This window comes from Tardiphaga robiniae (assembly GCF_013359755.1).
GTDB classification, from domain to species: domain Bacteria; phylum Pseudomonadota; class Alphaproteobacteria; order Rhizobiales; family Xanthobacteraceae; genus Tardiphaga; species Tardiphaga robiniae.
This window is the reverse complement of sequence record NZ_JABMCJ010000082.1, coordinates 127187-148166: the sequence shown is the minus strand read 5'-3', so window position 1 is coordinate 148166 and position 20980 is coordinate 127187. Positions and strand designations below refer to the sequence as shown.

Here is a 20980-nt window from a genome sequence, read left to right as displayed (position 1 = left end):
CAAATAGAGGTTGTGCGTGGATGACCGCGGCTGCCGGAGCTCCTTTTGGATCCGGGCGAGGCCGACGAGCTACAACTGCTGGCGATAGGCGATGTCGATCTGTTCCTGAGTCATCGGTTCACCGAGTTTCGTCTGGTCGTGAACCATTTCGGAGATGCTCGGCATCACCGAGCGCTTTACCTGCACCTCCGGCGACCACAGCTTCGAGCGCATCAGCGCCTTGCCGCAATGGAAATAGGCTTCGGTCACGGCGATGCTCAACACTGCGCGCGGGAGCTTGCCGAACTCTTCCATCGACGCCATCAGTTCCGGGTCTTTAATCAGCCTGGCGACGCCACTGACACGCAAGGTGTCGTCGATGCCCGGAACGAAGAAGATCAGCTGCACATGGCCGCTGCCCGCCATCAGATTCTGGAACGTATCGATGCGGTTGTTGCCGGGACGGTCCGGCATCTGCAACTCGGTCGGCGAGGCGATCCGCACGAAGCCGACGCCGCCACCGCGCGGCGATGCATCGACGGTGCCGTCGGGACCCGACGAAGCAAGCACGCAGAACGGCGACAGCGAGATGAACTTGCTGGAGTGCATATCGAGCGTCGGTCGCGCCTTGGCGATCACGCGCGGATGCGGCGTTGGATAAATGGTGCGGAGTTCGTCTGCTGCGACGTCGGTCACGTCTGTTCTCCCGATATGATTTGATAACGCAAAACTAGCATGGTGGCGCCTTGCGGAAAAGTCGCGCAGACAGCACCGCAACCGACGCCGGAGTCACCACGTGACTCCCCAACGAATGTTGTTTGCCGATTTGGCCGTTCGCTATGAGCCTGTGGCGCCGTTGTGTGGCCCGGGCCAATTGATGACGCCGGCCCACCAACGCAACCGTGTGCGTGTCACAAGTGCAAGCGATGCGGCGATTTCAATGACGCCGCGGCGATGATGAGTTCGCGCGCGAAGGGCACCCAGGCGGGCGTGACGAGCAACAACTTCTCCGGCATGGCGAGATACGGCAATGCCGGCGCCATTGGACGCGTTGACGTCAGTTGGATCATTCACCTGTCTTCGCGATCAGGCCTTGTCGATGATGTGGGTGTTGGGACGATCACTGCCCGAGGCAGTTTCCTCGTGCCACTGCCCTTTTTCGTCCTCATAGGCAATCACCTCGGTGCGTCCCGGCACCCTCTGCTCGGCCGCGGCGCGCTTGGCGGCTGCGGTGGCGAGTGCGTGCGTCGCATACGGCTCGGAGAAGACGGCGCCAACCTTATAGGCCCAACCGCCATCATGCTCGACGATCACATAGGTCACTTCCGTCATATCAGTCTCTCTTTATCCTGTAGTGCCCGCGGCGAGGTGACGGCGGGGCCAGAGTGACCTAACGCGCCGCGCGCAGAATTAGCCTCAAATTGGGCCCGATTGCCTGTGGATTGCAAGGCCGCACCCTGGCACCGTTTCGTGATCGTCATCATGCGGCGTCAGCCGGAACGAAACAGCTGATGATGATCTCGCCGCGATGGCGCACATACCAGACGACAGCTTCGCCAACTGGGTTGCCGCGATCGCGGATCACGGCGCGCCTCGGCACCTCCGTCCATATGCCTTCGATCGGCACCCAATAGGCGCCGTTGCGGACGTCATATTCGGTGCGATGGCCGTCGGAGATATCGCAACACGGCACGCCATTAGGGCTGATGACGCTTTTGAACCAGTTCCGGATATCGTCGGGCACATCGCTGAACTGGCCGCGATCGATGGCGTGAGCGGTCGTCGCCATCACGGTAAGCGCTGCCAGCAGCACCACTTGAATCAATCCCCGCATGCGAACCTCACGGTGTTGCATCACGCGCGGACGCCGGGTGCCGCACGGGACGACTCGGATTCTTGCGATGATTAAGCCCGAGCTATGGCGGCGACGCCTGCCCAAAGATTATACCCGGAGCGACGATCTGGGGATCGCTGCGCTGCAGTATCGATCTGTTGGTCTCCTAGCCTGGGTCGCCATGCTAGCATCTGTGTCAAGCGGCCCGATCAAATGGCTGCACCGGGGAGGATGACGATGCCCAGCCGTTCTATGCGCGCGTTGTGCGCTGCTGCCGTTGCGACATGTGCTTCGCTTACTGCCATGACCGCGTTCGCCGCCGATTATCCGGCGCCGAAACAGGGCGACTGGATCGCGAAGGATTTCAAGTTTCATACCGGCCATGTGATGCCGGAGTTGAAGTTGCATTACACGACGCTGGGTGAGCCGAGCGGCCAGCCGATGCTGGTGCTGCATGGCACAGGCGGTTCGGCGCAGAGCATGTTGACGCCCGCTTTTGCGGGCGAGTTATTCGGAGCGGGCCAGCCGCTCGATGCCGCAAAATACTACATCATCATTCCCGATGCGCTCGGCCACGGCAAATCGTCGAAACCTTCTGACGGGATGAAGACCGCATTTCCGAAGTACAATTACGACGACATGGTCGATGCCCAGCACCGGCTGCTGATCGAAGGGCTCGGTATCAAGCATCTGCGGATGGTGATCGGCAATTCCATGGGCGGTATGCATGCGTGGATCTGGGGCACGAAATATCCTGATATGATGGATACCTTGGTGCCGATGGCGTCTCAGCCTACGGAAATGAGCGCACGAAACTGGATGATGCGGCGCATGATGATCGAGACCGTGCGCGCCGATCCCGACTACAGGGCCGGCAACTACACATCGCAGCCTGGCATGATCAAATTTGCCAGCGTGATGTATGGCGTCGCGACAGCCGGCGGCACGCTGGCCTATCAGATGCTGGCGCCGACCGGCGAGGCCGCCGACAAGAATGTCGATGACCGGCTCAAGGCGCCATTTGTCGCCGATGCAAATGATTTCATCTATCAGTGGGAATCGTCGCGCGACTACAATCCATCAGCCGGCCTGGACAAGATCACATCCGTCGTGCTCGCGATCAATGCAGCCGACGATGAGCGCAATCCGCCGGAGACCGGGCTGATGGACGCCGCGCTGAAGCGGATCAAAAACGCGAAGATGCTGCTGATCCCGGCAAGCACCGAGACCCGCGGTCATCTCACGACGGGCGGTGCGAAATTCTATAAGCAACAGCTTCAGGAGCTGCTGCAGACCGCGCCGCAGCGGACCATGTAAAAAGTAAAGGCGACGGGCCGGCATTGCGGCGCGTCGCCTGATCTGTTGTCGCGCGTCCGTATCGAACGACGCAGCGGTGCTAGTCGTCCTTGTTCTTCTTGCGCTTCTTCTTTTTCTTGCCGTGGTCGGTTTCATCGGACTCGTCCGCGATGGCGGCTTCGGCCTCGATCATCGCGGCGACACGTTCAACGGCTTCCTGCTGCTCGCGCAGCAGGGCCTCTTCGCGCTCCTGGGCTTCGCGCAGGCGCATCTGGCGGTGATCTTCCCAGGCGTCGAACACCATGTGCAGCCACGGCACGATCTGCTCGAGGCTCGGCAGCGTGCCGGGAGGACCCTGCTCGCCGCGCGGCCCGGCTTCACCCTGCACGCCCGGCTTGCCCTGAAGGCCCTGTTCACCCCGTGGTCCCTGCGGCCCGGCCTTGCCCTGCGGTCCGATCGGACCAGGCTTGCCGTCGGCGCCAGCCTTACCATTGAGGCCAGCCTTACCCTGAGGGCCTGCTTCGCCGCGCTTGCCCTGCGGCCCCGGCTTGCCATTGGCGCCGGCCTTGCCGGCCACGCCCGGCTTGCCCTGCGCGCCATCCGGCCCCGGCCGTCCGGGATGGCCCTGCGGTCCGGGAAGCCCCGGTTCGCCGCGGGGGCCGCGTAATCCGGTCTGGCTGATCGTTTCTTTTGCCACGCCTCACACTCCGTATTGATTCTGTCCGGCCGCTTTTAACAGGGGATGGATGACGGCTTCAATTCGCCGCTGCTGCCATGCCACCACAGACATTGCCGGTTGCGCTTCACCACATGCGGACTAGCATCGGCTGTCGCTTGACCTGCCGGCACCCGCGCCAGTTTGGCGTGGCGGCGAACAGAAGATCAGGGAGGAGATCATGCGGAGAGGGCAGGTCCTGTGGTTGCTGTGCGGCGCTGTGGCGCTGCTGGGGGCACCTGCGCCGGCCGCGGCTGCCGGACAGCTCGCCGTCGCGGTGGCCGATTTCGACTATAGCGACACCTCCGGCGAGGAGGCCGACCAATCCGCGCAGCATCGCGACCGCATGACCATCTTCGCTGCACTGCTGCGCGACGGGCTGGCGCAGCGCGACTACCGCGTGGTGCGCCCGGCCTGTCCGCAGCCTGCCTGCACTGCCGTCAGCATGGCGCCCGACGATCTCGTCGCCGCAGCGCGCCGCGACGGTGCGCGTTACCTGGTCTATGGCGGCATCCGCAAGATGAGTACGCTGGTGCAATGGGGCGAGGTGCAGTTGTTCGATGTCGAGCGCGAGCAGCTGGTGATGCGTCGCGCCGTTACCTTCCGAGGCGATACCGACACAGCGTTCCGCCGCGCCGCCGATTTCGTCAGCGAGACGGTGAAGGATGCGATGGCCGGCCGATGAGCGTCGTTACGGTAGCGAAGCCACACACTCGATCTCGATCAGCATCGCCGGATTGGGCAGCGCCTGGACCACGCAAGTGGTGCGCGCCGGATAGGGCGGTGGTCCGAAGGCTTCGGCATACAGAGCATTCATGGGAGCCACGTCGGACGCGCGCGTCAGCAGCACGTTGACCTTGACGAGATGCGAGATGTCGGTGCCTGCATCCTTCAGCACTCGTTTGATCGTGCGCACCACAAATCCGAACTGCGCCTCGAATTGTTCCGGCAATTGGCCATTGGCGTCAAAGCCGGGAATGCCGGAGACGAACAGGAGATCGCCGACCCGCGCCGCATAAGACAGCGGCGGCGCCTTGATTCCGGGAGGGGGCGGGAAGTGCTGGATGGGCATGATCAGGCCTCGCGCTCATGTGTGACGGGCCAGCGTAGCAGGTCTGCACACGGGGCGCCCGCGAATTGCCGGGCCCTGTCGAACCGGAACGGGATCCGCGGCGACTTACGCTCTCATCAGGGCAACGGGCGACGACATATGAAATCATATCCGGCGCTGCTGACCTTGTTGGCTCTCACGAGCGCAACGCATGCCGGCGAGATACACCTAGGGGCGTCCATGCAGGTGAAACCGGATTCGATCTGGTTCGAGGATCGCGCGAATCTGGCGCGATGGCAGGCACTGAAGAAAGCCGGCGATTCAAAAGCTCTGGCGTCGTATCAGGAGGGCCTGCTGCAGGCGCGCGAGGCATGGCAATTCACCAGGCCGCTCACTGTCAGAATTCGCGGCTTTGAGCCGAAGGCGCATCTGGTTGATGTCGAGATGCAGACCGAAGGCCGGTTGCAGGGCTCCACATGGGTGCTGGATGCCAGCACGCTCCTGCAATAGCGCCATCAGCTATCCGTGTGCCGGCACGTCCGCGCCATCGGCCGAATACTGCCTGATCTTGTTGCGCATGGTCCGGACGGAGACGCCAAGCACGCGGGCGGCATGGGTGCGATTGCCGTCGCAGCGCGCCAGCGTCTGCAGCATCAGCTCGCGTTCCACCTCATGAACTGTCGCGCCGATCAGCATCGTCACGACCTCGCTGGGATCTGACGAGGGCGCAAACATGTCCATTTCAGCCGGCGAATCATCACGCGGGCGGCGAAGGGACTCGTAAAGGGATTCCTGGATCATGGGTATCTCCCGATCAACGCCTGCTTCGTTGCGCGAAGCAACAACATCGAGAACGAACAGCCCCCAGCCGTTGCGTTGCGGCAGGTTGGGCGCGATTGGTTAACGAAAGGTTAATCCATGGGTACCATTGGGTGTACCGCCGGGATTTTGCAACAAAGAAAGTCGCTTTGTCTGCCCTTGGCGCCTTGGAACCCGGCATGTCGATAAGCGCACAGAATCCGCGCTAGATATTGGCACCGCGGTTATAGGCTTCGATCAGCTGGTTATAGTCGCGCAGCAGCCGAGCAGGGGAGCCCTCGACCGTCCAGGCGATCGACAGGCCCCCGGGGCGTTCACCTAGGTAACACCCATTCTCATTAAATAAGACTTTACGCCTAGGCTTAAAATCTTTATTATGGCCTCGAATGAGAGGAGGATGCAATGAATGCTCTGTTAGATTTCAAGCGTGGCCTGTTCTTCATGGCGGACGAACTCAGCGATATCAAAAGGGAGCTGATTTTCAGGCGGTTGCTCCGCTTGACTATCAAAGCTGGCTACAAGGATGATCAGGATCGGGATGAGCTTGGTAGGTGGACTAGCGAGGGAGGCGTCACGGTCGAGACTTCTGATGGATTCCTTACGGGAATTCCAAGTATCGATGAAACCTCCCAGGCTCTAAGCGATACGCTGGTTAGCGTTATGGAGACGTTGGAGTATCTGCCAACGATGAGCGCATCTCAGTACGGAATCGCTGTTCATGCCGCGTTCGGTGCGGCGGTGAGCCTACAAGATTTGCCCGGTGTCGGAGATATCGAACGAAGCTTCAGTCTTGACGCCGTAGATCCGACTTATGGCATGGCCGGAACGATCAGGACCGATTTGACCCTTCGCGATATTCAGGGCGACGTCATTGCGATCTACGATGTAAAAACCGGCAATGCGAGGATGTCTTCCGCCAGGGCAGATGAGCTTCGCGAAATGACGCGGTCATCGCCCAATACGCCCGTGTTTGAGCCGAATGTCGTTCGAGGGGTTTCTCGAAAGTCGCGTGGTGCAATGTCCCGGTGTACGATCCGCATCGTGTCGTTTTGCTCTAACTAAGCTTGGAGGAACAACAGAATGTCGATGGAAATATATGTTCTTTCCGAACTCCGCCTCGTTTCGATCCAGGAATGGCAAAGGTCAATCGATGCCACAGGAGTTTCAATGAAGCTGTCGACCGGGACGCCATTCGCTAAATTGCGAGGGGCGCTGCCTGTTTTATTAGATCGCAAACCTTCACACTTCGAATGCGATCACTGGGATGTGAAAGATTTCGTCCGTACTTATCCTGACGTTCAGTCTGGGCATCGAAGTAAATATGCTCTCGCGATACGTTGGGGGGCAGATGCCGATGCCGCATCCTCCGCTTATAGTGCCGCGGCTGGTTATGCCCGAGCAACTGGTGGTTTTATATTCGATTGCCAAGAAGGGGCCGTGATTTCGTTGGAACGCGCCATCGAAATTGCCGATGAATTGAAACACAGTGGGCCTGCAATAGAGGCTGCTGTGCGCACAGTTATGCAACGGTTCAGACGAGGTAAATGACCACCAATTTACCCGCTGGGGAATTTCACGGGCAGTGTTTGTGAAAATTCATCTCTCCGACAACAGAAAAGCCGGGCAATCGCCCGGCCTTTGGTGTTTGTTGTTCGGTCACTAACTCAGGGTAAGGAGGCGTCTTACAACGCCTTATTACTCTCCTTCACAGCCTCGGCCTGCACATAGACCTGCTGGCCCATGTCCTTGAACTTCTGGCTCATGCTGGCCATGCCGTCCTCGATCACGCCAGACATCGACATGCCCATCGTCGCTGTGCCGCCGAGGTTCAGTGCGGCTTTCTCGTTGTCGCCGAGGGTCGCCGCATAGTCGCGCACGTCCTGCGTGATCTTCATCGAGCAGAACTTCGGTCCGCACATGGAGCAGAAATGCGCGACCTTGTGAGCGTCCTTCGGCAGTGTCTCGTCGTGATAGGCGACGGCGGTTTCCGGGTCCAAGCCGAGATTGAACTGATCCTGCCAGCGGAAGTCGAAACGGGCGCGGGAGAGCGCGTCGTCGCGGAGCTGCGCGGCGGGATGGCCCTTGGCGAGATCGGAGGCATGCGCCGAGATCTTGTAAGTGATCACGCCGACCTTGACGTCGTCGCGGTTGGGCAGGCCGAGATGCTCCTTCGGCGTCACGTAGCAAAGCATCGAACAGCCGAACCAGCCGATCATGGCCGCACCGATACCCGAGGTGATGTGGTCGTAGCCCGGCGCGATATCGGTGGTCAGTGGCCCCAGGGTGTAGAACGGCGCTTCGCCGCATTCCTTGAGCTGCTTGTCCATGTTGATCTTGATCTTGTGCAGCGGCACATGGCCGGGGCCTTCGATCATCACCTGGCAGCCCTTCGCCCACGCCACCTTGGTGAGCTCACCGAGCGTCTCCAGTTCGGCGAACTGGGCACGGTCATTGGCATCCGCAATCGAGCCTGGGCGCAGACCGTCGCCGAGCGAGAACGACACGTCATACTTGCGCATGATGTCGCAGATCTCGTCGAAATGCGTGTAGAGGAAGCTCTCCTGGTGATGCGCGAGGCACCACTTGGCCATGATCGAGCCGCCGCGCGAGACGATGCCGGTGACGCGGTTGGCGGTGAGATGGATGTAGGCCAGCCGGACGCCGGCATGGATGGTGAAGTAGTCGACGCCCTGCTCGCACTGCTCGATCAGCGTGTCCTTGTAGAGCTCCCAGGTCAGCTTGACCGGATCGCCGTCGCACTTCTCCAGCGCCTGATAGATCGGCACGGTGCCGATCGGGATCGGCGCATTGCGCAGGATCCATTCACGGGTGGTGTGGATGTTGCGGCCCGTCGAGAGGTCCATCACGGTGTCGGCGCCCCAGCGGATCGCCCACACCATCTTGTCGACTTCTTCCTCGACCGACGACGTCACGGCGGAGTTGCCGATATTGGCGTTGATCTTGGTAAGGAAGTTGCGGCCGATGATCATCGGCTCCAACTCGGCGTGGTTGATGTTGCAGGGGATGATCGCACGGCCGCGGGCGATTTCCGAGCGCACGAATTCCGGCGTGACGAACAACGGCACTTCGGCGCCGAAGCTCTCGCCGTCGGCGCGCGCGGCCTCGGCGCGCTCGAGCTGGACCTTGCGGCCGAGGTTTTCGCGCTCGGCGACGTAGATCATTTCCTTGGTGATGATGCCGGCGCGGGCGAACTCATATTGCGTGATCATGTGATCGCCGACGCCGCGCAGCGGCTTGTGATAGGCCTTGAACGACTTCGCAGCATGGGCTGCGCCGACATTGCCGTTATCTTCCGGCTTGATCTCGCGGCCCTGATATTCCTCGACGCCGCCGCGCTCCTTGACCCAATCGAGACGCGCGCGAGACAACCCGTTATTGACGTCGATCAGCACGTCCGGATCGGTATAGGGGCCCGACGTGTCATAGACCGGCAGGTTCGGCTCGCCGGCGCCTTCGGAGAGGATGATTTCGCGCAGCGGCACGCGCAGGTCCGGCGCGCTCTCCGGGATCGCGTAGATCTTGCGCGACGAGGGCAGGTTGCCGGTGGTGACGGCGGGCAGGGTGGTGTCGGGATTGGAGCGGATGTTCATGGGCTAATCCTCCGTTGTCGTTCTTGAAATGTCAGGCGGCTTTGGCGGATGCGCCAAGCCATTGATGGACGCGTGCGTCCGGGTCTGCGTGTTGGGTAACGTCGCTGACGACGGCGATGGAATCCGCGCCGGCGGCAAAGATCTCTTCGGCCTGTTCGAACTTGATGCCGCCGATCGCCACCAGCGGCAGGGTGCCGATGCGCTTCTTCCAGACCGAGATTTTCGGAATGCCCTGCGGCGCGAAACGCATGGACTTCAACGTCGTGAAGAAGATCGGCCCGAGCGCGACGTAATCCGGATTGGCGCGCAACGCGGTTTCAAGTTCTTCCTCGTCATGAGTCGAGAGACCCAGCGTGATGCCGGCCTTGCGGATCGCGGCCACGTCGGCCTCGGCCAGATCTTCCTGGCCGAGATGCAGATGCTGTGCCTTGAGGTCGATGGCGACGCGCCAGTAGTCGTTGATCACCAGCTTGGTCTTGGTGCCGTTGGTGACATCGAGCGCCTCGCGAAACAGCGTGGTCGCCGCTGCGTCGTCGAGATCCTTGGCGCGAAGCTGCACGGTGCCGACGCCCAACTGCGTGAGGCGCTTCACCCAGGCCACGGTGTCGACGACGGGATAGAAACGGTCAGGATACGGCATGCCAGAACGGTGTCCCGATGACTGGAGTGGAAGGAGAAGCGAAGTCGCGCGCGCCCATCAGGCCCGCCTCGAAGCCGGTGCGGCCGGCCTCGACGGCGAGGCGGAAGGCATTGGCCATGGCGACGGGATCGGCCGCCTTGGCGATAGCGGTGTTGAGCAGCACGGCGTCATAGCCGAGTTCGAGCGCTTCGGCGGCATGCGACGGCGCGCCCAGGCCGGCATCGACGACGAGCGTGATATCGGGCAGGCGGTCGCGCATCAGTTTCAGCGCGTCGGCATTGATGATGCCGCGTGCGCTGCCGATGGGCGCCGCCCATGGCATCACCACCTTGCAGCCGGCATCCACCAGACGCATCGCGACGCTCAAGTCCTCGGTGCAATAGGGGAACACCTCGAAGCCGTCCTTGATCAGGATATCGGCGGCTTCGACAAGGCCGACCACATCGGGCTGCAGCGTGTCATTGTCGGCGATCACTTCCAGCTTGATCCAGGATGTGCCGAACAGTTCGCGCGCGAGCTTCGCCGTAGTCACCGCTTCGCGCACGCTGCGGCAGCCCGCGGTGTTCGGCAGCACGGTGACGTCGAGTTCTCTAATCAGCGACCAGAACGCATCGCCTGTCTTGCCGCCGGCGGATTCACGCCGCAGCGACACGGTGACGATGCCGGCGCCGGAGGCGCGGATCGCGTCCTGCATGATCGCGGGCGAGGGATAGAGCGCGCTGCCGATCAGCAAACGTGATTTGAATTCCTTGCCGTAGAAACTCACCATCAGGAATCAGCCTCCCTGCCGTGGCGTGATGATCTCGATCTCGTCGCCGGCTTTCAGCGGCGTCTGCGCCCATGCGCTGCGTGGCACCACGTCGAAATTCAGCGCAATGGCACAGTGCGTGCCTTCGTAGTCCAGTTCCTGCAGCAGCGCGCCGACATGCGACGCCTCGATCTCGCGGTGCTCGCCATTGACGATCACTTGCATTGCATCACCTCATTGTCGATCTCGCCCCGCTTGATATAGTTGAGCGTCAACTCCGCCAGCGCAGGCGCCAGCAGGAAGCCGTGGCGATAGAGGCCGTTCACCGCAATCGTGTTCTTGTCGATCGCAATGCGCGGCAGGTTATCAGGGAAAGCCGGGCGCAGGCCCGAGCCGAATTCGAGAATGCGCGCTTCGGCAAAGGCGGGATGCACTGCATAGGCAGCGCCGAGCAGTTCGAGTGCGGAGCGCACGCTGACGCCGGTGTCCTCGCCTTCGATGGACGTCGCGCCGAGCATGAAGCGGTTCTCCGCACGTGGAATCACGTAAAGCGGCCAGCGCGGATGCATCAGGCGGACGGGGCGCGACAGCTGTACTTCATCTGTCTCGACGATGATGATTTCGCCTTTGACGCCGCGCAGCTTCGGCGTGCTGGCATCATCACGTGCCGCAAGCCCGCGGCAATCGATCACCAGACCGTCGAGATCTTTCGGCTGCTGCTCGCTGTTGTATTTGATGATGCCGCCGGCGGCGGTGATCCGCGCATGCAGTTGCGGCAGCACGCGGCGCGGCTCCACATGGCCTTCGCCGGGATAGAACAGCCCGTCGCGAAACCGGCCTTCGAGCGAGGGCTCGATCTCGGCGACGCCTGCTGCATCCAGCCGCGTATGGCCGGAGGTCATTTTCGCGAAGCGTTCGAAATCGGCGCGATCGCGCGCATGTGCAACGACCAGCGAACCATTGAACGGTGTGTCGGGGAGTTCCTCGCGCCACAGATCGAGTGCATGTAGGCCGAGGCGGGAGACCACAGGCTCGGAGACTTCGGCTTCGCACCACGGCGCCAGCATGCCGCCGGCCCAATGGCTGGTGGCGTCGCGCATGCTGGTATCGCTGCGCTCGTGCAGCGTCACAGCGTGACCGGCCTTAGCCAGCATCAACGCCTGCCAAGCGCCGGCAATGCCAGCGCCAATGACTGATATCGATTGACCCGCCACGGGAGAGTCCCCGCGCGGAGATTGCGTAGTCTGAAACATCCCTGTCCCTTCGCCGGCATGACCCGGATCAGGTTCAAAGGGTCACCGCGGTCTCGCGCGTCTCTTCCGGAACAGGAAAAGTGCAAGCTTGCGGTATCTCAGCTCCTCGTCGGAGCCCCCCTCGGAACGACTCTAATGTAAACCTATGGATGGGCGTGTCAACGCGCCCCGGGAATCCCTTGACGTGTAATCCCTTGGGATTCCACCCGATCACGCACAATTACGGCTTCGGAGCCTGCGCGTTCGCGTTGGCCGTGTTCTGTAGGTGCAGGCGCTCGGCATCCTTGGCGAAGAGTGGCTGATGCGGCGGCGCGGAAACCTCGCGGCGCTGGCGCTTGGCGGCGTAGTAGTAGCCGCCGGCATAGTAGGACACCGCGCGGTTGTGATTGCCGTTGGCGGCACGGTAGGCGCCGGCGAGATATTTCACCGCGTAAGTGAGATTGGTGTTGGGATCTCGGAGGCCTTCGGCGGTGCCGGTGTAGCCAACGCCGCGCGCGGTCGCGAGCTTGATCTGCATCAGGCCGATGGTGCCGCCGCGGCCGATCAGATTGGGATGATACTTGCTTTCGCGCACGATCACACGATGCACCAGCGCCTCGGGCACGCCGTTGGCCTGGGCATGGGTGGCAACCATGGCGTCGTAGTCGGCACGTTGCTGTGCGGATGCCAGTTGCGGAAGAGCGGCAACAGCCAGAATCGTCGCCAAGGATAGAGAAATACGTTTCATGAATGGTCTCGAAAACTTCGTTCCTCCGCCAGTAGCGGAGGCAGCCTTTCAGACGGCCTAAACCATCCGATTCAATTATCCGAGATGAGGGCTCGAATTGCGTCTTTCTGTAGGCCAGATTCGCGAGTTCCGCCCGATATTTACCCCAAATTATGCCCTGTCGTGATTTGCTGCGGTATTCCAGCGCTTTTCTTGCGACTTTCCAGGGGCATGCCGCGCATGACGATGTCCGCCACCCATTCCTCCGAGGCCCGCAAGACGATGCACGGGCTACTCCCGCTCTGGGTGGGGATTGCGGTCTATACGCTGTGGCTCGCGGCGGGCAACGCCCTCCTGAGAGATCCGGATGCGTATTGGCAGATCGCAGTCGGGCAGTGGATTCTCGATCACCATGCGGTGCCGACGACCGACATCTACTCGTTCACGATGTACGGCCAGCCATGGATCTCGACCCAGTGGCTGTCTCAGGTCCTCTACGCGGTCGCCTATGCCGGCGCGGGCTGGACCGGCGTGGTGGTGCTTGCTGTCGCTGCGCTGGCTGTGACAATGGCGCTGTTGGCGCGCTTTCTCGATAAGCGCCTGCCGGCCACCGTGACGATCATTTTCGTCGCGACGGCGCTGGCGCTGATGGCAGGGCATGTTGTTGCGCGGCCGCATCTGCTGGCGATGCCGGTGATGGTGGCATGGGTCGCTGGTCTCGTGAATGCGATGGATCGCAGGAGCGTGCCATCCTTCTGGCTGCTGCCGCTGATGGCGCTTTGGGCTAACCTGCACGGCGGCTTCATTCTCGGATTGGCGCTGATCGGCCCGATCGGGATCGATGCGATCTGGCATGCACCGAAGACGATGCAGCGCGCGCTGCTGCTGCGCTGGGCGCTGTTCGGCGTGGCCGCGCTCGTGGCGAGTTGCGTGACGCCCTATGGCTGGGACTCGCTGCTGGCGTCGCGTCGCATTCTCAATCTCGGTGAAGCGCTGGCGCTGATCGGCGAGTGGCGGCCTGCAAATTTCAATCATGCCGGGCCGCTGGAACTGACCGTGCTGGTGGCGTTCGCACTGGCGCTATGGCGCGGCATCACGCTGCCGCCGATGCGCATCGTGCTCGTGATCGGCTTCGTGTTCATGGCGCTCAGTCACGTGCGCAACGCCGAAGTGCTGGCGCTGCTGGCGCCGATGGTCCTGGCGATGCCGCTTGGCTTGCAGATCGGCGGACCTCGGATGACCGAGACCAATCGTATTTCGCCGCCTCGGAACTTGCTGTTTGCCGGCATCGCGATCTGCCTGATTGCCGGAACGTTCGTACTGGCGTCCGTGCAGCGCTACATGCCGCTCGACGCGGCTGCGCCCGCAAAGGCGGTGACTGAGCTCCAGAAGCTCAAGCTCGGTCGCGTGTTCAACGACTACGACTTCGGCGGCTATCTGATCGCGCGTGGGGTGCCGACCTTCATCGACGGCCGTACCGAATTGTTCGGGACGAAGCTGATGGTCGACCACAACAATGCCAGCGGTCTGATCGAGCCTGACAATCTGTTCCGGCTGCTGAAGGACTACGACATCGAGGCGACCTTGCTGCGAACCCAGAGCGCGGCGACCAAGTTGCTCGATCGCGTCGACGGCTGGGAAAAGGTCTATAGTGATGACATCGCCACGATCCATCTGCGCAAGCCGGGTGCGGTCCACAGCGTCGCGCCGGCGGTGAAGGCGAACTGAGCGCTACGCTGCGGCTCTGTCCGTATCACGAGCCGGCAGTGTGATACGGACGATCAGGCCATGCGGCTGGCGATCCAGCAGCATCAGTTCGCCGCCATGGGCCAGCGTTACGGCGCGGGCGATCGACAGGCCGAGGCCGAAGCCGGCAGCTTCATGATCCATGTTGCGGGCGTCGTCGCCGCGCACGAAAGGCTGCAGCATCGCGCTCTTTTGTGCGTCCGAAATGCCAGGACCATCATCGGCGACGTCGATGATGGCGCCGCCCTCGGACATCGTCAGAGAGATATTCGCTTCCGAGCCGAACTTCACGGCGTTCTCGACCAGGTTGGTCACTGCGCGATGCAGATCGTCAGGTCTTGCCATCGCCATGGCATGGGAGGGGCCCTGATAGGTCACCATATGCCCGATGTCGGCAAATTGGTCGGCGATCAGCTGCAGGGTTGTGGCGATATCCGTCAGCGTCATCTCTTCCAGCCGGCGGTCGTTGCGCAGGAACGAGAGCACCGCTTCGAGCATCGATCGCATCTGGTCGAGGTCGCGCAGCATGTGGCGGCGATGGCCGTCGTCCTCGATGAATTCCGAACGTAGACGCAGCCGGGTGATCGGCGTGCGCAGGTCGTGGCTGATCGCGGCCAGCATCTTGGTGCGGTCGTCGATCAACGTGCCGATGCGCTCGCGCATCCGGTTCAGCGCGCGTGCCACCGAGCGAATTTCTTCGGGACCGCGTTCCGGAAGAGGCTCAGCCGAGCCGTTCAGGCTGAACTCTTCTGCTGCCTTGGCAAAGGCCGAAAGCGGCGCGGACAGCATGCGGGCCGCCCACAGGCCCAGCAGCGTCAGGCTGATCACCACGAACAAAAACGTCAGAACCCAGGGACCGCCCAGAAAGAAGCCTGGTCGTCGCTCCGGCAGACTACTGAAGGAGAACATGTCGCCGTCCGGGAGGGTGACTCCGATCCGGTCCGGCGCGCCACCGATCGTCAGCAGTCGCGCGTCGGAACCAAGCAGCCGGCGTAAGCTGTGACGCGGATAGTCGGGGCCATTGTCGGTTGTGACCGTTGCATCCCGAGGGACTGGTCGGATGTCGAATTTGGGAAAGGCGTTTTTCAGATTGACCAGAAGTTCCGGGCGATCGGCGATCGGTGTCGCCTTCAGCAAGCGAACGATCGCGATCAACTCGCCGTGGCCACGATCCCGTTCCTGATCATTCGGGTCCGGTCTCATCAGCGTGAACAGCAGCGAGAGAACGATGTGGATAGCCACGATCGACATCACCACCAGGGCGGTGATCTGGCCGCTGATCCGACGCAGATTGAGGACGCTGAACATCTCGATGAAACTAGTTGGTCGTGGCCGTCGCGACCGCTTCCACCGTCGGCGTAAACATGTAGCCGCCCGAACGCACCGTCTTGATCATTTGCGCGTCCTGCGGGTCGACCTCGATCTTGCGGCGGATACGGCTGACCAGCACGTCGATGCTGCGTTCGAACGAGCCGGCGCTGCGGCCCTGCGTGAGATCGAGCAGGCTGTCGCGCGACAGTACCCGACCGGAGCGTTCGACAAAGGCGCGCAGCAGATCGAATTCGGCCGAGGTCATGGCGACGCGCGCGCCTTCGGGATTGCGCAATTCGCGCAGGCGCAGGTCGATCTGCCAGCCGGCGAATGACAGCGCCGTGGCGTTCGGCGTGGCGCTGGCATTGAGCGCCGTGGCCTGTCGGCGCAGCACTGCATTGATGCGTGCCAGCAATTCGCGCGGATTGAAGGGCTTTGGCAGGTAGTCGTCGGCGCCCATTTCGAGGCCGAGAATGCGGTCCACGTCTTCGCCGCGCGCCGTCAGCATGATGATCGGCAGTTGCGACTCGGCGCGCACCTTGCGGCACAGGCTGAGGCCGTCTTCGCCGGGCAGCATCACGTCGAGGATCAGCAGGTCGACACGGGTGTCGGCCATCACCTTTTCCATCTCGCGCCCGTCGGCAGCGGTGGTGACGTTGCAGGAATTGGTACGCAGATACTTCGCGATCAGCGTACGGGTTTCGCGGTCGTCTTCTACGACCAGGATGTTCGGTACGTTTGCCATGCGAACTCTTTTGGCCGGGATCGGCGCGGGCTGCAGAAGTTTTTTGTTTCGGACTATTGCTGGTGGCTGAGGCGCAACAAACCGCAACATGTCAGCAAGGCAATAACAAGACCTCGTTAAGAAGGTTAACCGCAAGTTGCGAGCACTAAGCAAGCACCTTGGAGCAGATCATGACCTCTATCTCGGCTGCGTCCAGCAGTTCCTACCAATCCCCCCTTCAGAAACTGCAGCAGGAGCTGCAGGCCGAGTTTTCCTCCGGAAAGATCAGCAGCGGCGATCAGGATGCGCTGTCCTCTGCTTTAACCGATATCGACTCGTCGCTGCAGGCCGACCGTTCGAGCCAGAGCAGCGGCAGCCGGCCGTCGCCGGACGAGATGAAATCGAAGATCGACGATCTCATCAGTGCCCAGGTGTCCAGCGGCAAGCTGACCTCGGACCAGGCCACCGAATTGCAGGGCGTGTTCCAGTCGGCCTTCGCCGATGGCGGACCGGGTGGAGCAGGCGGCGCTCGCGGTGCCGGTGGTCCACCTCCTGGCGGTGGACCCGGCGGCCCACCGCCGGCGGATAGCGCCGATAGTACCGACAGTACCGATGATACGGACAGCGCGACCAGTATCTCCGATATCATGAAGCAGTTCCTGGACTCGCTGAAGCAATCGCTGGAGGCCTCGTCTTCAAGCTCCTACAGCGCGAGCGGCACCAGCGCTACAGCATCCAGCAGCAAGGCGTCATTCACGGCCCTGCTGATCGACTACCAGACCTGATACGAAGACCGCGACGCTTACGACCAGGCTGACGCCACCATCTTTCCCGCAAGGGAAGGGTGGTGGTTTCTTTTGTGCAGGTCACTTTTGCGCTATTGCCGGAACAAGGAACACGTCCGGGCATTGTTACCCCTTCAATTGATTTATGGAGGCGACAATGACTCCCGACGTCATGACGAAGCCGCATAGCCTGATTGCGAGCGACCGGATCGAGGGAACGGCGGTACGACGTCCGAATGGCGAACGCATCGGTCATATCGAACGTCTGATGATCGACAAGATCAGCGGCAAAGTGTCCTACGCCATCCTCAGCTTCGGCGGCTTTCTCGGCCTCGGTTCGAACCTGCTGCCGCTACCTTGGGCGCGGCTGACCTTCAATCGCACGCTCGATGCGTATCAACTTGATATCAGCGAAGAAGAATTGCGCAGCGCGCCGTCATTCACCGAGAAACGCGAATTCGACTGGGGCGACAGGTCGCAGGAAGAAGCGCTGCATCGCCACTACGGCGTCGCACCCTATTGGGGCGAATTCTAACGACCGATTTCGGTGGAACCGGAACAGTCATTGTACCTCCGCGTTGGTTTTGGACGACCCACAACGACAGGAGGAACATATGTTCAAGAAATACATGACGGCTGGTATCGTTGGTTCGGCGTTGCTGGCAACCGCAGCTTTCGCGCAGAGCCCGAGCGCAACTACGACAACCACAGCCCCGGCAGCTGCGCCGGTCACCGCATCTGATACGACGTTCAATGGCAACTGGCGTACATCGAAGGTGGTCGGTCTGAGCGTATATAACGAAGCCAATGAGAGCCTCGGCTCGATCAACGATCTCCTGACCGACAAGCAGGGGAACATCAAGGCGGTGGTGATCGGCGTCGGTGGTTTCCTCGGTGTCGGCGAACGCCTGATCGCCGTGCCTTATGACAAGATCAAATTCGTGAACGAGCCGGTCGCAACAATGGCGTCTTCAACTGGCGGTTCGTCGGGCATGAAGTCGACCTCGCCCCCAAGCGGCATGACCACGGGTGCAGCCACCTCGGGTGCAGCTCCCGCAGCCGCCAAGGCTAATCCTTGGTACCCCGACCATGCCGTGCTCAGCGGCGCCAGCAAGGATCAATTGAAGGCGATGCCTGAGTTCAAGTATGCGATGTAAGGCCTTTTGCGCCACGTAACGCGAGCCAAGAACCAGTAAGCTGACGATAAGGGCGCGCCCGTTTTGCGGGTGCGCTCTTCACCGCGTCATCGCGTTGAATCTACAGCCCCGGTAAGGCCGTCACATTCACATTGATGGCGCCATCGGCTTCCGCGATCACCCGGAGTGTTTTGGAATCGAAGGCGATCCCGCCAAGGCGGAGGCTGCTGATCTCGGCGCCGACGCGGATGCCGTTTTCGTTCTTCTGGAAATCGGCGATGACGGCGGCGATCTTCTTTTGCGCGTTCGAGGCAAAGGGCTTTAGATCGATGGTTGCACGTTCGGCCAGCGTCTTCTGTAGCAATGGCATGGCTGCACGAGCTGCCGCACCGAGCAGGCCGAAGGCCGCTTCTGATTCAACGGCAAGTTCCAGATCGGTAAAGCGTAGCGTCTGTGCCGCCTGATCGAGCGCAGGCTTGCCCCAGACATGGACGGTTGCTTCGCCGCCAAGACCGAACCAGCTCTGCTTCTCCTTGGCATTCACCAGCAACGAGATGAGCAGGCGGTCGCCGGATGCCGAGACAGTTGCCTTCTTCACCGTCACTGCGACCGCGCCGGAATTGTCTTCCGGGAATGTCTTGCCGACGAGTTGCGCCTCGATGATCTTATTCAGTTCAGTGAAAGGCATGTCCACGGGCACACCGATGCTGAGTTTGCCGGGGCCGGGCGGCACGATGGCGAGTGTGGCGGGGAACGGACAATTTGGCTGCGTCTGTGTTGAGGTCACGCGTGTTTCGGCCTCGACGCCGAGTGTCAGCGTCAAATTGCTGGCATCGATGCGCGGCTGGGCGGCGACGGCACGCGTCGGCTTCAGTTCGATGAACAGGTTCTGCAATGCGCTCGCACCTTGCAGCGGGATCGACCGGCAGAGTTTGGCCCATTCGCGCCGGGCATTCTGTTCGAAAGCGGGATCGTTGCGCAGGCGCTGCTGCAGGGCGATGATCTGCTCGTTGACCGCATTGTCGATCATCGGCTTGACCTGCGCGGGCACATTGATGCGGGCACCGGCGACCGCGACGTTGGTGTCGCCGAGTGTCACCTGAGCGGTCAGGTTCGGGTCGATCCGCCAGTTCGGCGTCAGCCGCGGCTGCGCCGAGACCACCACATTGCCGCGGATTTCCGCATTGGCATTTACGTTCTTGATGTTGATGTTGCCAAGCTGCTTGGCAACATTGCCGCCGAGCAGGTTGCCGAGCGCGCCGCCCAGCGCATCGCGCACATTCGTCGAGATGGCGCCGGTGACATTGAGCGTGCCGCTCAGTGGCGTGGACATGGTCAGCGTGTCCTGCGCGCCGGTCGCCGCGATTGGACCGCGTGCGGCGGTCCACTTGATATCGGCATCCTGCAGCAATTGCTGTACAGGATTGTCAGCTGTGCCGCTGAAGCTGCGCGGCGCGCCGCGGTCGGCGGCATCGCGGATCGCGGTGAGTGCAATGGCGACCGGCGCGATGATGCTTGAACTGCGTGCGGGTGAGGGCGGCAGTGGCGGCAATGCGACCAGCACCGGCGCCGGGCCAGCGCCGCGCGGTGCCACGTAGTCCATCACCTTGAGTGCGACCACGAAAAAGACGGCGACCAGCACCGCGCCGATCAGAATTGGTTTCAGACGCATGATGTCCCCGCTCGAAAACGCGGGGACATTACAATGCTGTGGTGACGCGCGCCAGTTATGAACCGTGCCCGACTTTAGCCACGCTTGCCGCTTGCGCTGTCTGCACGGCGATCCATCGGCAGCACGACGACCTTGGTGCCGACGGTGACGCGGGAATACAGATCCGACACGTCCTGATTGGTGAGGCGGATGCAGCCCGACGAGACCTGCGTGCCGATGGTCTCCGGCATATTGGTGCCGTGAATGCGATAGATGGTGCCGCCGAGATACATGGCGCGGGCGCCGAGCGGGTTGCCGGGACCGCCGGCCATGTGGCGCGGCAGATAGGGTTGGCGTGCGATCATTTCAGCGGGTGGGGTCCATGCCGGCCATTCGGCCTTGCGGGTCACGGTCTGCACGCCTGACCAGGTGAAACCATCGCGGCCGACGCCGATGCCGTAGCGGAGCGCCTGACCGTTGCCGAGCACGTAATACAGATAGGTGTTCGGCGTATCGACGATGATCGTGCCGGCGGCCTCGCGGGTCGGATAGTTGACGATCTGCCGCCTGAAGCGCGCGGGCTGTTCGATGGCAGAGCGCTCGTCATCCATCTGCGGCGACTGCACATAGGGCGCAGGCTCGCTCTGGACCGGCGGCGCCATGAAGAACGGAAACAGCGGCAGCGGCGTTGCGGCTGCCGGATGGGCAAAGGAGAATGCGCCGGCAAGGAGCGCGCCGATTGCGACGGCAGCACGGCGAATTTTTCGTTCGAAAGAAGCGAGGGTGATCATGGGAATCTCCGTTTGAGCGCCTGTGAATGAGCGCCCGTTCGGCGCCTCGTTGGCAGGAGATGTACCCAGCGGCCGTTTCAGGAGATTTGCGTCAATTCTGCAAAACGGTTTCGTCGCGGCGGGGAAATGTGTCGTCGCGGGGGGAGGCGGACAACATTGTTGCACCGGGAATGACCGCCGGCGC

General features: G+C 61.8%; 26 protein-coding genes and 1 riboswitch. Of the genes, 9 read left to right on the top strand and 17 right to left on the bottom strand.

Annotated elements, in window-relative coordinates:
- Nucleotides 1-69: 69 nt before the first annotated feature.
- From HP556_RS12570 to HP556_RS12555, 4 genes are all read right to left on the bottom strand, one after another.
- Nucleotides 70-675 (bottom strand): MSMEG_1061 family FMN-dependent PPOX-type flavoprotein, encoded by a 606-nt coding sequence (locus HP556_RS12570; RefSeq protein WP_175367213.1) that lies wholly within the window; start codon nt 673-675, stop codon nt 70-72.
- A 215-nt stretch (nt 676-890) separates the two neighbouring features.
- Nucleotides 891-1049, bottom strand: coding sequence for a hypothetical protein (locus tag HP556_RS12565; RefSeq protein ID WP_175367212.1), 159 nt, complete (start codon nt 1047-1049; stop codon nt 891-893).
- A gap of 16 nt (nt 1050-1065) precedes the next feature.
- A complete protein-coding gene (locus tag HP556_RS12560) occupies nt 1066-1311 on the bottom strand; it encodes a DUF2188 domain-containing protein (RefSeq protein WP_068732250.1) in 246 nt (81 codons plus the stop codon).
- Nucleotides 1312-1459: 148 nt separating this feature from the next.
- Nucleotides 1460-1813 (bottom strand): hypothetical protein, encoded by a 354-nt coding sequence (locus HP556_RS12555; RefSeq protein WP_120289009.1) that lies wholly within the window; start codon nt 1811-1813, stop codon nt 1460-1462.
- Between the two features lie 252 nt (nt 1814-2065).
- On the opposite strand from HP556_RS12555, the gene HP556_RS12550 reads away from it, so the two are divergent.
- Nucleotides 2066-3130, top strand: a complete 1065-nt coding sequence (locus HP556_RS12550; protein ID WP_175367299.1) for an alpha/beta fold hydrolase — start codon at nt 2066-2068, stop codon at nt 3128-3130.
- Between the two features lie 79 nt (nt 3131-3209).
- Here HP556_RS12550 and HP556_RS12545 read toward each other — a convergent pair whose 3' ends face one another.
- Nucleotides 3210-3806, bottom strand: coding sequence for a collagen-like domain-containing protein (locus HP556_RS12545; protein WP_175367211.1), 597 nt, complete (start codon nt 3804-3806; stop codon nt 3210-3212).
- A 199-nt stretch (nt 3807-4005) separates the two neighbouring features.
- On the opposite strand from HP556_RS12545, the gene HP556_RS12540 reads away from it, so the two are divergent.
- Nucleotides 4006-4509 (top strand): DUF2380 domain-containing protein, encoded by a 504-nt coding sequence (locus HP556_RS12540; RefSeq protein WP_175367210.1) that lies wholly within the window; start codon nt 4006-4008, stop codon nt 4507-4509.
- Between the two features lie 6 nt (nt 4510-4515).
- On the opposite strand, the gene HP556_RS12535 is transcribed toward HP556_RS12540, so the two are convergent.
- Nucleotides 4516-4896, bottom strand: a complete 381-nt coding sequence (locus tag HP556_RS12535; RefSeq protein WP_093760584.1) for a RidA family protein — start codon at nt 4894-4896, stop codon at nt 4516-4518.
- A 219-nt stretch (nt 4897-5115) separates the two neighbouring features.
- Here HP556_RS12535 and HP556_RS12530 point away from each other — a divergent pair, with 219 nt between their 5' ends.
- Nucleotides 5116-5385 (top strand): hypothetical protein, encoded by a 270-nt coding sequence (locus HP556_RS12530; protein ID WP_175367209.1) that lies wholly within the window; start codon nt 5116-5118, stop codon nt 5383-5385.
- A 9-nt stretch (nt 5386-5394) separates the two neighbouring features.
- On the opposite strand, the gene HP556_RS12525 is transcribed toward HP556_RS12530, so the two are convergent.
- Nucleotides 5395-5616, bottom strand: a complete 222-nt coding sequence (locus HP556_RS12525) for a helix-turn-helix domain-containing protein (protein WP_068732264.1) — start codon at nt 5614-5616, stop codon at nt 5395-5397.
- A 480-nt stretch (nt 5617-6096) separates the two neighbouring features.
- On the opposite strand from HP556_RS12525, the gene HP556_RS12520 reads away from it, so the two are divergent.
- Nucleotides 6097-6756: a hypothetical protein gene (locus HP556_RS12520; protein ID WP_175367208.1), complete on the top strand. Its 660-nt coding sequence runs from the start codon at nt 6097-6099 to the stop codon at nt 6754-6756.
- 105 nt (nt 6757-6861) lie between these two features.
- Nucleotides 6862-7242, top strand: coding sequence for a hypothetical protein (locus HP556_RS12515; RefSeq protein ID WP_246297657.1), 381 nt, complete (start codon nt 6862-6864; stop codon nt 7240-7242).
- A 134-nt stretch (nt 7243-7376) separates the two neighbouring features.
- Here HP556_RS12515 and thiC read toward each other — a convergent pair whose 3' ends face one another.
- The 6 genes from thiC to HP556_RS12485 form a co-directional block, all read right to left on the bottom strand.
- Nucleotides 7377-9305, bottom strand: a complete 1929-nt coding sequence (gene thiC, locus HP556_RS12510) for a phosphomethylpyrimidine synthase ThiC (protein WP_175367206.1) — start codon at nt 9303-9305, stop codon at nt 7377-7379.
- Between the two features lie 31 nt (nt 9306-9336).
- Entirely contained in the window at nt 9337-9945 is a 609-nt protein-coding gene (locus tag HP556_RS12505) for a thiamine phosphate synthase (RefSeq protein WP_175367205.1), read from the bottom strand.
- A complete protein-coding gene (locus HP556_RS12500) occupies nt 9932-10714 on the bottom strand; it encodes a thiazole synthase (RefSeq protein WP_175367204.1) in 783 nt (260 codons plus the stop codon). Before HP556_RS12500 ends, HP556_RS12505 begins: the two co-directional genes overlap by 14 nt.
- A 6-nt stretch (nt 10715-10720) precedes the next feature.
- Complete coding sequence (thiS, locus tag HP556_RS12495) at nt 10721-10918, bottom strand: sulfur carrier protein ThiS (RefSeq protein WP_068732274.1); 198 nt, start codon at nt 10916-10918, stop codon at nt 10721-10723.
- Nucleotides 10909-11946 carry an FAD-dependent oxidoreductase gene (locus HP556_RS12490; protein ID WP_175367203.1) on the bottom strand — a complete coding sequence of 346 codons (1038 nt, stop codon included), beginning with the start codon at nt 11944-11946 and terminating at the stop codon, nt 10909-10911. Before HP556_RS12490 ends, thiS begins: the two co-directional genes overlap by 10 nt.
- Nucleotides 11934-12078, bottom strand: a riboswitch (TPP riboswitch). (Overlaps the previous gene by 13 nt.)
- Before the next feature lie 88 nt (nt 12079-12166).
- On the bottom strand, nt 12167-12673 hold the full coding sequence (locus tag HP556_RS12485; RefSeq protein WP_175367202.1) for a lytic transglycosylase domain-containing protein: 507 nt from the start codon (nt 12671-12673) through the stop codon (nt 12167-12169).
- A 219-nt stretch (nt 12674-12892) separates the two neighbouring features.
- Between HP556_RS12485 and HP556_RS12480 the strand changes: the two genes are divergently transcribed.
- Nucleotides 12893-14380, top strand: a complete 1488-nt coding sequence (locus HP556_RS12480) for a hypothetical protein (RefSeq protein ID WP_175367201.1) — start codon at nt 12893-12895, stop codon at nt 14378-14380.
- Between the two features lie 3 nt (nt 14381-14383).
- On the opposite strand, the gene HP556_RS12475 is transcribed toward HP556_RS12480, so the two are convergent.
- Both HP556_RS12475 and HP556_RS12470 read right to left on the bottom strand, forming a co-directional pair.
- Nucleotides 14384-15706, bottom strand: a complete 1323-nt coding sequence (locus tag HP556_RS12475; protein ID WP_175367200.1) for an ATP-binding protein — start codon at nt 15704-15706, stop codon at nt 14384-14386.
- A 10-nt stretch (nt 15707-15716) separates the two neighbouring features.
- On the bottom strand, nt 15717-16454 hold the full coding sequence (locus HP556_RS12470) for a response regulator (RefSeq protein ID WP_093760564.1): 738 nt from the start codon (nt 16452-16454) through the stop codon (nt 15717-15719).
- A 170-nt stretch (nt 16455-16624) separates the two neighbouring features.
- Between HP556_RS12470 and HP556_RS12465 the strand changes: the two genes are divergently transcribed.
- The 3 genes from HP556_RS12465 to HP556_RS12455 all read left to right on the top strand — a co-directional run bounded on the left by HP556_RS12465 (nt 16625) and on the right by HP556_RS12455 (nt 18375).
- The gene (locus tag HP556_RS12465; RefSeq protein ID WP_175367199.1) at nt 16625-17218 is read left to right on the top strand and encodes a hypothetical protein; all 594 of its coding nucleotides are present in this window, start codon (nt 16625-16627) and stop codon (nt 17216-17218) included.
- 157 nt (nt 17219-17375) lie between these two features.
- Nucleotides 17376-17753: a PRC-barrel domain-containing protein gene (locus HP556_RS12460; RefSeq protein ID WP_120289287.1), complete on the top strand. Its 378-nt coding sequence runs from the start codon at nt 17376-17378 to the stop codon at nt 17751-17753.
- Between the two features lie 79 nt (nt 17754-17832).
- On the top strand, nt 17833-18375 hold the full coding sequence (locus tag HP556_RS12455) for a PRC-barrel domain-containing protein (RefSeq protein ID WP_175367198.1): 543 nt from the start codon (nt 17833-17835) through the stop codon (nt 18373-18375).
- Between the two features lie 100 nt (nt 18376-18475).
- Here HP556_RS12455 and HP556_RS12450 read toward each other — a convergent pair whose 3' ends face one another.
- Nucleotides 18476-20026 carry a DUF4403 family protein gene (locus HP556_RS12450; RefSeq protein WP_175367197.1) on the bottom strand — a complete coding sequence of 517 codons (1551 nt, stop codon included), beginning with the start codon at nt 20024-20026 and terminating at the stop codon, nt 18476-18478.
- Nucleotides 20027-20100: 74 nt separating this feature from the next.
- Nucleotides 20101-20796, bottom strand: a complete 696-nt coding sequence (locus HP556_RS12445; protein WP_089267363.1) for a L,D-transpeptidase — start codon at nt 20794-20796, stop codon at nt 20101-20103.
- Nucleotides 20797-20980 lie beyond the last annotated feature (184 nt).